Origin of the sequence: Bradyrhizobium sp. SZCCT0148, assembly GCF_018129985.1 — a bacterium.
Taxonomy (GTDB): domain Bacteria; phylum Pseudomonadota; class Alphaproteobacteria; order Rhizobiales; family Xanthobacteraceae; genus Bradyrhizobium; species Bradyrhizobium japonicum_H.
In genome coordinates, this window is sequence record NZ_JAFCKT010000002.1 from 268,958 (window position 1) to 280,115 (window position 11,158).

12 protein-coding genes are annotated in these 11,158 nt (G+C 64.9%); 9 read left to right on the forward strand and 3 right to left on the reverse strand.

Annotated features, from left to right (window positions below; all coding sequences use genetic code 11):
- Nucleotides 1-20: 20 nt before the first annotated feature.
- Nucleotides 21-962 (reverse strand): hypothetical protein, encoded by a 942-nt coding sequence (locus JQ580_RS09730; protein WP_212279685.1) that lies wholly within the window; start codon nt 960-962, stop codon nt 21-23.
- A 394-nt stretch (nt 963-1,356) separates the two neighbouring features.
- On the opposite strand from JQ580_RS09730, the gene dnaK reads away from it, so the two are divergent.
- The 8 genes from dnaK to JQ580_RS09770 all read left to right on the forward strand — a co-directional run bounded on the left by dnaK (nt 1,357) and on the right by JQ580_RS09770 (nt 8,761).
- Nucleotides 1,357-3,258 (forward strand): molecular chaperone DnaK, encoded by a 1,902-nt coding sequence (gene dnaK, locus JQ580_RS09735; protein WP_094976019.1) that lies wholly within the window; start codon nt 1,357-1,359, stop codon nt 3,256-3,258.
- A 244-nt stretch (nt 3,259-3,502) separates the two neighbouring features.
- Nucleotides 3,503-4,633 carry a molecular chaperone DnaJ gene (dnaJ, locus tag JQ580_RS09740; RefSeq protein WP_106947326.1) on the forward strand — a complete coding sequence of 377 codons (1,131 nt, stop codon included), beginning with the start codon at nt 3,503-3,505 and terminating at the stop codon, nt 4,631-4,633.
- 88 nt (nt 4,634-4,721) lie between these two features.
- A complete protein-coding gene (locus JQ580_RS09745) occupies nt 4,722-5,321 on the forward strand; it encodes a class I SAM-dependent methyltransferase (RefSeq protein WP_027534962.1) in 600 nt (199 codons plus the stop codon).
- A 57-nt stretch (nt 5,322-5,378) separates the two neighbouring features.
- Nucleotides 5,379-5,957 (forward strand): NADPH-dependent FMN reductase, encoded by a 579-nt coding sequence (locus tag JQ580_RS09750; RefSeq protein WP_212279686.1) that lies wholly within the window; start codon nt 5,379-5,381, stop codon nt 5,955-5,957.
- Between the two features lie 6 nt (nt 5,958-5,963).
- Nucleotides 5,964-6,674, forward strand: a complete 711-nt coding sequence (gene pyrF / locus JQ580_RS09755) for an orotidine-5'-phosphate decarboxylase (protein ID WP_212279688.1) — start codon at nt 5,964-5,966, stop codon at nt 6,672-6,674.
- 21 nt (nt 6,675-6,695) lie between these two features.
- Nucleotides 6,696-7,007 carry a DUF1330 domain-containing protein gene (locus JQ580_RS09760; protein WP_106947328.1) on the forward strand — a complete coding sequence of 104 codons (312 nt, stop codon included), beginning with the start codon at nt 6,696-6,698 and terminating at the stop codon, nt 7,005-7,007.
- Between the two features lie 234 nt (nt 7,008-7,241).
- The gene (dapB, locus tag JQ580_RS09765) at nt 7,242-8,057 is read left to right on the forward strand and encodes a 4-hydroxy-tetrahydrodipicolinate reductase (protein ID WP_212279690.1); all 816 of its coding nucleotides are present in this window, start codon (nt 7,242-7,244) and stop codon (nt 8,055-8,057) included.
- Between the two features lie 80 nt (nt 8,058-8,137).
- A complete protein-coding gene (locus JQ580_RS09770; protein ID WP_212279692.1) occupies nt 8,138-8,761 on the forward strand; it encodes a 2,3-bisphosphoglycerate-dependent phosphoglycerate mutase in 624 nt (207 codons plus the stop codon).
- 117 nt (nt 8,762-8,878) lie between these two features.
- Here JQ580_RS09770 and JQ580_RS09775 read toward each other — a convergent pair whose 3' ends face one another.
- Both JQ580_RS09775 and JQ580_RS09780 read right to left on the reverse strand, forming a co-directional pair.
- Nucleotides 8,879-9,775 carry a methylated-DNA--[protein]-cysteine S-methyltransferase gene (locus tag JQ580_RS09775; protein WP_212279694.1) on the reverse strand — a complete coding sequence of 299 codons (897 nt, stop codon included), beginning with the start codon at nt 9,773-9,775 and terminating at the stop codon, nt 8,879-8,881.
- A gap of 54 nt (nt 9,776-9,829) precedes the next feature.
- Entirely contained in the window at nt 9,830-10,360 is a 531-nt protein-coding gene (locus JQ580_RS09780) for a DUF2244 domain-containing protein (RefSeq protein ID WP_212279696.1), read from the reverse strand.
- A 22-nt stretch (nt 10,361-10,382) separates the two neighbouring features.
- On the opposite strand from JQ580_RS09780, the gene nth reads away from it, so the two are divergent.
- Complete coding sequence (gene nth, locus JQ580_RS09785; RefSeq protein ID WP_212279698.1) at nt 10,383-11,135, forward strand: endonuclease III; 753 nt, start codon at nt 10,383-10,385, stop codon at nt 11,133-11,135.
- Nucleotides 11,136-11,158 lie beyond the last annotated feature (23 nt).

Below are 11,158 nucleotides of genomic sequence, written 5' to 3' on the forward strand. Positions count from 1 at the left end.
CGAATGCGGTGCGTAGCGCCTCAGCCCTTCGGCTGAATCCCGTCGCGCACGGCGCGGAAGCGGGTGAAGGCGGCCGGCCACTGGTCGCGGGGAGCGCTGGCGACGATGCGCAGCGAGGCGCCGCCGGTCGAGAAGCGGATCCACTGCACCACGGTGACCGGCACCTTGTCCTTGCCGCTGACGCCGTCGATCCGGGTCTCGAAGCCCTGCTGGCCGTTGATGCGGATCGGCTCGGACATGGTGACCCGCGATTCCCGCACGCCGGGGATCTGCAGCGCCGCCTCCTGGGCGAAGCGGGCACGGTCGTCGGCCTGCTGCGGCGTGGCGCCGATCAGGCCGAGGATCATGAACGGCTTCGACTCATAGCCGGAGCTCTCGTCGCCGTCGGCCAGGATGATGCTCGAGCCCGGCGCCAGCGTGCGGATGTCCTTGAACTCGGCGAGGTCGGTGATCTTGAACGGCATCAAGCCGATCTGCTCCTCTGCCGAGACCTGCTTGCGGGTGGTGGTGCTCGCAAACATCTGCCGCACCGCTTCATCCGTGTAGATCTTGGTCGCATTCTCCGGCACCTGCACCGCGACATAGCCGGAGAAGCCGGCGCCCGGCACGATCATCGAATAGCGCTTCACCGGCGTGTCGCCGGCCTTGCCGCTCTCGGTGGTGAAATAGGCGAGGCCCGCGGGCGTCTCGATCTTGTCCTGCTTGACGCCGCCCGTGCCAGCCGGATTGGAATTGAAGGCGCTCACGACCTCGCCATAGGCCGCCGGCGGCAGCTCGGTGATCAGCACCTTGACGTTGCCGTCCTCGCTCTCGAAGCCGGGAAAGGTTTTTGCCGTGCTGAGTCCGACCAGCGGCACCATGCCGAGGCGCAAGCCGGGTGGAAACACGACGTCGGCGGCGAGGGCCGGAAACGCGGAGGCAATCAGCAGGGCGAGCGCGGCGAGGGGACGGATCAGCTTCATGGGCACTCTGATTGGTTCACATTGAGGCCGTTCGATGGTCGGCGACCGGGCCGCATTGTCGCGCGAGGCAGCCGTGGCGGCGGTCCGGCCGGTCCGCCTTTTACCGGGTTTGGGCTTGCGGCAACAGGGCGGGCGGGCTTGCGGTAGCGGGGGCTTGCTGATGCCTGAACCTGTTAATAATTCCTCACCCGCAAGGGCGGTGAAGCCCGGATATCATCATCCAAAACCCAATGTTTTCGCGGCAGAAACCTAGCTGCGGTCCTTGCGGGCCCCTCCCCCCCTCCTATATGAGCGTCAACCATCGCAATATCGCGAATGTTTGATCTTAGGGGGTTGCGGTTCGGGTGCCTTCTGGGCCCAGCCAACCTGCCGCAAAAAGAAGGATATCAGGACCATGGGAAAGGTCATTGGAATCGACCTCGGCACCACGAATTCGTGCGTCGCCGTGATGGATGGCAAGAACGCCAAAGTCATCGAGAATTCCGAAGGCATGCGCACGACGCCCTCGATCGTCGCCGTGACGGACGACGGTGAGCGCCTCGTCGGCCAGCCGGCCAAGCGCCAGGCCGTTACCAATCCCGAGCGCACCTTCTTCGCAGTGAAGCGCCTCATCGGCCGCCGCTACGACGACCCGATGGTCGAGAAGGACAAGAAGCTCGTCCCCTACAAGATCGTGAAGGCTTCCAACGGCGACGCCTGGGTCGAGGCCGACGGCCAGACCTACTCGCCCTCACAGGTCTCGGCGTTCATCCTGCAGAAGATGAAGGAGACCGCGGAAGCCCATCTCGGCCAGAAGGTCGACCAGGCCGTCATCACCGTTCCCGCCTACTTCAACGACGCCCAGCGCCAGGCGACCAAGGACGCCGGCAAGATCGCGGGCCTCGAAGTGCTGCGCATCATCAACGAGCCGACCGCGGCTGCGCTGGCCTATGGCCTCGACAAGACCAAGGCCGGCACGATCGCGGTGTACGATCTCGGCGGCGGCACGTTCGATATCTCCATTCTCGAAATCGGCGACGGCGTGTTCGAGGTGAAGTCGACCAACGGCGACACCTTTCTCGGCGGCGAAGACTTCGACATGCGTCTGGTCGGCTATCTCGCCGACGAATTCCAGAAGGAGCAGGGCATCAACCTGCGCAACGACAAGCTCGCGTTGCAGCGCCTGAAGGAAGCCGCTGAAAAGGCCAAGATCGAGCTGTCCTCGACGACGCAGACCGAGATCAACCTGCCCTTCATCACTGCGGACCAGACCGGCCCGAAGCATCTGACGATGAAGCTCACCCGCGCCAAGTTCGAAGCGCTGGTCGACGACCTCGTCCAGAAGACAGTCGAGCCCTGCCGCAAGGCGATCAAGGACGCCGGCCTCACCGCCGGTGAGATCGGCGAAGTGGTTCTGGTCGGCGGCATGTCGCGCATGCCGAAGGTCCAGGAAGTCGTGAAGCAGCTGTTCGGCAAGGAGCCGCACAAGGGCGTCAACCCGGACGAAGTCGTGGCGATCGGCGCTGCGATCCAGGCCGGCGTGCTCCAGGGCGACGTCAAGGACGTGCTGCTGCTCGACGTCACCCCGCTGTCGCTGGGCATCGAGACGCTGGGTGGCGTGTTCACCCGCATCATCGAGCGCAACACCACGATCCCGACCAAGAAGAGCCAGGTGTTCTCGACCGCCGAGGACAGCCAGAACGCGGTGACCATCCGGGTCTTCCAGGGCGAGCGTGAAATGGCGGCCGACAACAAGATGCTCGGCCAGTTCGACCTGATGGGCATTCCGCCGGCTCCGCGTGGCATGCCGCAGATCGAGGTGACGTTCGACATCGACGCCAACGGCATCGTCAACGTCTCGGCCAAGGACAAGGCCACCGGCAAGGAGCAGCAGATCCGCATCCAGGCCTCCGGCGGCCTTTCGGAAGCCGACATCGAGAAGATGGTCAAGGACGCCGAGGCCAATGCCGAGGCGGACAAGAAGCGCCGCGAGGCCGTGACCGCCAAGAACGAGGCGGATGGTCTGGTGCATTCGACCGAGAAGGCTTTGGCCGAGCACGGTTCGAAGGTCGGCGAGACCGAGCGCCGCGCCATCGAGGATGCCGTCGGCGACCTCAAGGAAGCGCTGAAGGGTGACGATGCCGAGGCAATCAAGGCCAAGACCCAGACGCTGGCCCAGGCCTCGATGAAGCTCGGCGAGGCCATGTACACGCAGCAGGCCGAGGCCGACGCCAAGCGGGACGCGGCCAAGGACGACGTCGTCGACGCGGAATTCACCGAAGTCGACGACGACAAGAACAACAAGAAGTCCGCCTGATCCCGAGAGGGTCATGATGCGGACGGCTTGGACCCCACACGCTCTACCGGCCTCCCCCTTCGCGGGGGAGGCCGCCGTGTCGGGACGGGCGGGCGGTTCGCCCGTTACGATCGATCAATTCCCAGCCGTTATGCTCAACGCCGCCAGGCGGCTCTCTGCCGCCAGGCAGAAGGCCGCCTATATCTTCGCGTGGCGCCGTCGTTTTGCTCCGACTTGAATCGCGATTGGATAGACCGAGTCCCATATGTCCACGTCCACCAAGCGCTGCTATTACGAAACCCTCGAAGTCGAACGCGATGCCGACGAATCCGTCCTGAAATCGTCGTTTCGCAAGCTGGCCATGAAGTTTCACCCCGACCGCAATCCCGGGGACGACACCAGCGAAGTCAAGTTCAAGGAGATCAACGAGGCCTACGAGGTCCTCAAGGACAAGGACAAGCGCGCCGCGTATGACCGTTACGGCCATGCCGCCTTCGAACAGGGCGGCGGCGGTGGTGCCGGCTTCGGTGCGGGCTTCGCCTCGTCCTTCTCCGACATTTTCGAAGATCTGTTCGGCATGGCCGGGCAGCGCGGTCGCGGCGGCCGCGAGCGCGGCGCCGACCTGCGCTACAACATGGAAATCACGCTCGAGGAAGCCTTCGGCGGCAAAACCGCTCAGATCGAGATTCCGGTTTCGGTCACCTGCGAGGCCTGCTCGGGGATCGGCGCCAAGGCCGGGACCAAGCCGAAGACCTGTTCGACCTGCGGTGGCGCCGGCCGCGTGCGGCAGTCGCAGGGCTTCTTCACGCTGGAGCGGACCTGTCCGGGCTGCCAGGGCCGCGGCCAGATGATCGAGGATGCCTGCCCGTCCTGCTCGGGCCAGGGCCGCGTCACCCGCGAGCGTAATCTTTCGGTCAACATTCCCCCGGGCGTCGAGGACGGCACGAGGATCAGGCTCGCCGGCGAGGGCGAGGCCGGGGTCCGCGGTGGTCCGCCCGGCGACCTCTACATCTTCCTGTCGCTGACCCAGCACCAGTTCTTCCAGCGCGACGGCGCCGATCTGCATTGTCGTGTGCCGATCTCGATGGTGACAGCCGCCCTCGGCGGCGAATTCGAGGTGCCGACCATCGAAAAGGGCAAGACCAAGGTGAAGGTGCCGGCCGGGACCCAGTCGAACCGCCGATTCCGCATTGCATCAAAGGGCATGCCGGTGCTGCGGTCGCGCCAGATGGGCGACATGTATGTTCAGGTCGTGGTCGAGACCCCGCAGAACCTCACCAAGAAACAGCAGGAATTGCTGGCCGAGTTCGAAAAGCTGTCAAGCGGCAACACGCAGCCGGAGTCCGAGGGCTTCTTCGCCAAGGTTAAGGATTTCTTCGGTAATCGGGCGAGTTGACTCGGCTTGACCATGCCGCCTTCGGCCTATACGTCTTTATGACCATTTTCTGACACGCCGCGGTCCTGCGGTCCCGTTCGGTCCTGACATGCCATTGCCATCGTCCGCGCGTGCGTTGAAGAAGCCTCGTCTCGATGACGAGGTGCGCTTCCTCAGATCATGGATCGAAAAGCCCCTGCACATGGGCGCCGTGATGCCGTCGGGCAAGCTGCTGGCCCGGACCATGGCCCATTACGTCGATGTCGATTCAGACGCGCCCGTGGTCGAGCTCGGACCCGGCACCGGCGCCATCACCTCGGCGCTGGTCGAGCGCGGTGTCGATCAGAAGCGGCTCGTCCTCGTCGAATACAATCCTGGTTTCTGCGCGCTGCTGCGCGACCGCTATCCGCAGGCCAAGGTGGTGCAGGGCGATGCCTATCGCCTGCGTGACACGCTCTGGAACGTTCTGAGCGCGCCGGCCTCCGCGGTCGTCTCCGGTCTGCCGCTGGTTACAAAACCGATGCTGACGCGACTCCGGCTGATCCGCGACGCCTTCACGGCGCTTGCGCCCGGCGCTCCCTTCGTTCAGTTCACCTACGCGGTGGTGCCGCCGATCCCGAAATCGCTGCCCGGCGTGTCCACAGAGGCGTCGGAGCGGATCTGGATGAACCTTCCGCCCGCCCGCGTCTGGGTGTATCGCAAGGACTAATTCCGCCGGCTGTCTCTCATGCGCGGCGGGCTCGTTTCGCCGAACGCATGAAAACGGATGTCCGCACCCAAAATCCTGGTCATTCCCGGCTCGCTGCGCACCGGTTCGCACAATGCGAAGCTGGCGGCGGTCGCCGCCTATGAATTCGCCCGGGCCGGCGTCGACGTCACCCGCATCTCGCTCGCCGATTTTCCGCTGCCGATCTACGATGGCGATCTCCAGGCCAAGTCCGGGGTGCCCAAGCACGCGGTCAATCTCAAGCGCATGATCGGCACGCATCACGGCGTGCTGGTCGTCTCGCCCGAATACAACGCCTCGGTGCCGCCGCTGCTCAAGAACGCGATCGACTGGGTCAGCCGCGTGCAGGATCCGCACGAGGCGTGCGGCGAGGTGTTCCGCAACCGTGCCTTTGCCCTCGCCGGCGCCTCGCAGAGCCGGCTCGGCGCGGCCCGCGCGCTGCAGGCGCTCAGGCTGATCCTGACCTCCTGCCAGGCCAACGTGATTGCCAGCCAGCTCACGCTCGCCTTTGCCGACCAGGCCTATGACGATATGGACAGGCTCAAGAACGAGGCCGACATCGCCGCGATGAAGGAGCTGGTGGCGCAGTTGATCGACATTTCCCAACGCATGATGTGAGGTGACATGACGCCAGCCGAGATCGCCCCCAAGGACCGCCTGATCGTCGCGCTCGACCTGCCCAGCGTCGATGCCGCGGAGGCGACCATCAATCGTCTCGGCGACAGTGTCACCTTCTACAAGATCGGTTATCGGCTCGCTTATGCCGGCGGGTTGCCGCTGGTCGGCAAGCTCGCCGACAAGGGCAAGAAGGTGTTTCTCGATCTCAAGCTGCACGACATCGGCAACACCGTGATGCAGGGCGTCGAGAGCATCACGAGGCTCGGCGCCACCTTCCTCACCGTGCACGCCTATCCGCAGACCATGAAGGGCGCGGTCGAGGGCCGCGGCAATTCGAACCTGAAGATCCTCGCCGTCACGGTGCTGACCTCTTACAACGAGGACGATCTGCATGCGGCCGGCTATCGGCTCGGCATCTCCGAACTGGTCGAGGCGCGCGCGCAGCAGGCGCAGGTGCTTGGCATCGACGGCCTCGTCTGCTCGCCGGAGGAAGTCGGCAATTTGCGCAAGATCGTCGGTCACCAGATGAGCCTCGTCACCCCCGGCATCCGGCCGGCGGGTTCGGCGACCGGTGACCAGAAGCGCATCATGACGCCGAGCCGTGCGATCACGGCGGGCGCCGATTATCTCGTCGTCGGGCGGCCGGTGCTGGAAGCCGCCGACCCCAAGGCCGTCGCAGAGGCAATCCATGCCGAGATCGCGCAAGCGCTCGGTTGAGCAACAACAGGGAGAAGAACAATGGCAAAAGGCTACTGGATCGGACGGGTCGATGTGAGCAATGACGAGGGCTACAAGCCCTACGCCGTTGCCAACGGTCCGATCTTCAAGAAATGGGGCGGCCGCTTCGTCGTCCGCGCCGGCAAGTTCACCACCGTCGAAGGCGCCAGCCGCACCCGCAACGTCGTGATCGAATTCCCGGACTACGAGACCGCGATCGCCTGCTACAATTCTCCGGAATACCAGGCCAACATCAAGGTGCGCCAGCCGCACTCGATCGCCGACCTCATCATCATCGAGGGCTATGACGGCCCGCAGCCGTCGGACGGCTGAGGCACGATCTGCGCGCGCGCCTCGTCCTTCGAGACGCCCGCCTATGGCGGGCTCCTCAGGATGAGGCTAAGCGGCGGCGGTGCCCGTTGAACGCGTAGCCACATACTCCGACCTCATCCTGAGGGCCCGCCGCAGGCGGGCGTCTCGAAGGATGGCCGCAGGCGGCACTGCCTGATCCCCTCGGTTGCCGGAACTGCATCCCCCGGCTAAAACGGCCCCGGAGAGGATCACACCATGTCCGACATGCGCCTGATTGTTGCTGGAGCCGGTGGCCGGATGGGCCGCGCGCTGGTGCGGGCGATCGGCGAAAGCAAAGGCGCGGTGCTGGCGGGCGCGCTGGAGATGCCGGGCTCGGAGCTGCTCGGCAAGGACGCCGGTGTGCTCGCAGGCCTGCCGGCCAACGGCATCAAGCTCTCCGCCGACCTCTGGGCGATGTCGAAGGAGGCCGATGGCATCCTCGACTTCACCGTGCCGGCCGCGACCATCGCCAATGTCGCGATCGCCGCCGAGCGCGGTATCGTGCATGTCGTCGGCACCACCGGATTGTCCGGCTCCGACAATGCCGTGATCAAGAGCGTCACCAATCGCGCCATCGTGGTGCAATCAGGCAATATGAGCCTGGGCGTCAATCTGCTGGCGGCCGTGGTCAAGCGCGTTGCCAAGGCGCTCGACCAGAGTTTTGATATCGAGATCGTCGAGACCCATCATCGCATGAAGGTCGATGCGCCATCCGGCACGGCGCTGATGCTGGGACAGGCCGCTGCCAGCGGTCGCGGCGTCACCCTCGACGACCATTCCGAGCGCGGCCGTGACGGCATCACCGGCGCGCGCAGGCCGGGCAATATCGGCTTCGCCTCGTTGCGCGGCGGCACCGTCGCCGGCGATCACAGCGTCACCTTCCTCGGGCCGTTCGAGCGCCTGACGCTGTCGCATCAGGCCGAGGACCGCATGCTGTTCGCCCACGGCGCGCTGAAGGCGGCACTTTGGGCGCACGGCAAGAAGCCGGGGCATTACTCCATGGCCGACGTGCTCGGCTTGTCTGACATTTGAACGAGCATGATCCGGAAAAGTGTGAAGCGGTTTTCCGACAAGATCATGCTCAAAACAATAAACTAGATGGAAAGCAGTCGATGAGTGAACGTCTCCTCGTGCTCGTGCGCCACGGCCAGAGCGAATGGAATCTGAAGAACCTGTTCACGGGGTGGAAGGATCCCGATCTCACCGAGCTCGGCGTCAAGGAGGCCACGGAAGCCGGCCGCAAGCTGAAGGCGCAGGGGCTTCAGTTCGACGTCGCCTATACTTCGGTGCTGACGCGCGCGCAGCACACGCTCGATCTCATTCTCGGCGAGCTCGGCCAGAAGGGCCTGCCGACGATGAAGAACCTCGCGCTCAACGAGCGCGACTACGGCGATCTCTCCGGCCTCAACAAGGACGACGCCCGCAAGAAATGGGGCGAGGAGCAGGTGCTGATCTGGCGCCGCTCCTACGACGTGCCGCCGCCTGGCGGCGAAAGCCTGAAGGACACGCTGGCGCGGGCATTGCCGTACTATGTACAGGAGATCCTGCCCGGCGTGCTCAACGGCAAGCGCACGCTGGTCGCCGCCCACGGCAATTCGCTGCGCGCGCTGATCATGGTGTTGGAAAAGCTGTCGCCCGAGGGCATATTGAAGCGCGAGCTCGCCACGGGCGTGCCGATCATCTACCGCCTCAACGCGGATTCGACGGTGGCGTCGAAGCTGGATCTGGCGGGTTAGGCGAGATCTCGAGGGTGGCCAAGGCGTAGCGTGCCCCCGGAGCGTCAGCGACTTGAGACAGATCGTTGGCACGGCGCTACGCGCCTTTGCCGACCCTGCGGCAGTGTGCCTTTGCGCTCACTGCATCCCCAGCTGCCCGGCTTCCCAGCCCAGCATCGCCTGCTTCCTCGTGATGCCCCAGTGATAGCCCGTCAGTGTTCCGCTTTTGCCGAGCGCGCGGTGGCAGGGCACGACGAACGAGACCGGGTTCTTGCCGACGGCTGCACCGACGGCGCGTGAGGCCTTGGGGCTGTTGATGTTGCAGGCGATGTCGGAATAGGACACCGCGCGTCCCATCGGGATCTTCAGCAGCGTCTCCCACACCCGCACCTCGAAATCGGTGCCGATCATCACCACGCGCAGCGGCTGGTCGGGCCGCCACAGCCTGGTGTCGAACACCCGCGCTGCGAGCGGCGCGGTGCCCTCATGGTCTTCGACATAGGTGGCGTTTGGCCAGCGCCGGGTCATGTCGGCGAGCGCGACCTTCTCCTCACCGTGGTCGGCGAAGGCGAGGCCCGACAGGCCGCGGTCCGTCGCGATGACGATCGCAGTGCCGAACGGCGAGGGGTGGAAGCCGTAACGCAAGGTCAGGCCAGCGCCGCCGTTCTTCCATTCACCCGGCGACATCGCCTCGTGCGTGACGAAGAGATCGTGCAGCCGGCCCGGTCCCGACAATCCCGAGTCGAGCGCGGCGTCGAGGATGCTCGCGGAATCCCGCAGCAATCCCTTGGCATGATCGAGCGTGAGCGCCTGCATGAAAGCCTTTGGCGTGATCGAGGCCCAGCGGCGGAACAGATGGTGCAGCTCATCCGGCGTGACGCCGGCGGCATCCGCCATCGCCTCGATGGTCGGCTGCGCGCGCCAGTTTTCCGAAATGAAGGCGATCGCCCGGCGCACCGAATCGTAGTCGCGCAGCGCGGCGTTCTGGGGGCCCGGCTTGGTCAGGCGTTGATCATGTATGGCGAGTGTCATCATGACCGGAAATGTAGGGGAGGGGCGGTTGGGAAACCACCCGATTTCCGACTGCGCTCACGTCACCGGATTGTAGGTCGGGCCGCGCCGGGCGGCATTTAGGGCACCAACCAAGGCTTTGTAGAAACTCGCCTTTTCCTCAGGTCCGAGAAAGCCGGCGATGCGCAGCCGGCGGCGCCGCGAGATCAGATAGAGGTGCTCGATGCCGTATTCCTCGTCGACCTCCTGATCGAGCCGGACCCAGAGCGGATTGAAGGTCCATTCCGAGACCTGGCCGCGATGGCTGACGCGCCGCACCCGCAGCTCCGAGGGCGTGACCACGATCTCCTCGGTGGCGCGCGCCGCGCGAAAATTGGCCCTGAAGGCCCACCAGATCACGAGAACGTCGAGGCCGAAGAAGCCGAACACCGGCCAGGCACCCATCATCAGGAAGACGAGGCCCGTCACGAAGCTGACCACGCTCAGGAACAGCATCACGGCGAGGAAGCCGGTGCGATTCAGCGAACGATGCGGCGTCAGCAGCGCGGAGAAGATCTGCACGTCGCGCGGATCAGGATCGCTGCGTTCAATTTCGTTGCCTGTGCTCATCGTCCCTCAGTATATCCCGATCATGGCGAAAATCACCCGCAAGCCGGCCCCGCGCAAGGCGGATGTGCCGAAGAAAAAGGCAAAAGCGGTCGTCGCGAAGCCCAACGCGCTCGCCAGGAAGAGCCTCAGGGCGATGAAGCGCTGGACGCCCGCCGAGGTTCACGAAGCCTTCAGCCGCTTTCGCAAAGCCAATCCGGAGCCGAAGGGCGAGCTCGAGCACGTCAATCCGTTCACGCTGCTGGTCGCGGTAGTGCTGTCGGCGCAGGCAACCGATGCCGGCGTCAACAAGGCGACGCGCGCCTTGTTCGAGGTCGCCGATACCCCGCAGAAGATGATCGATCTCGGCGAGGAGCGCTTGCGCGAGTACATCAAGACCATCGGTCTTTACCGCACCAAGGCCCGGAACGTGATCGCGCTGTCGGCCAAGCTGATCAGCGAATTCGGCGGCGAGGTGCCGCGCACGCGTGCCGAGATCGAATCGTTGCCCGGTGCGGGACGCAAGACAGCCAACGTCGTGCTCAACATGGCCTTCGGCGAGCACACCATGGCGGTCGATACCCATGTCTTTCGCGTCGGCAACCGTACCGGGCTGGCGCCGGGCAAGACGCCGCTGGAGGTCGAACTCGGTCTCGAAAAGGTGATCCCGGCCGAGTTCATGCTCCATGCCCATCATTGGCTGATCCTGCACGGCCGCTATACTTGCCTCGCGCGCAAGCCGCGCTGCGAAGTTTGCCTGATCAACGATCTCTGCCGGTGGCCGGAGAAGACGGTGTGACGGCGGTGAGAGCAGAGCGTCTT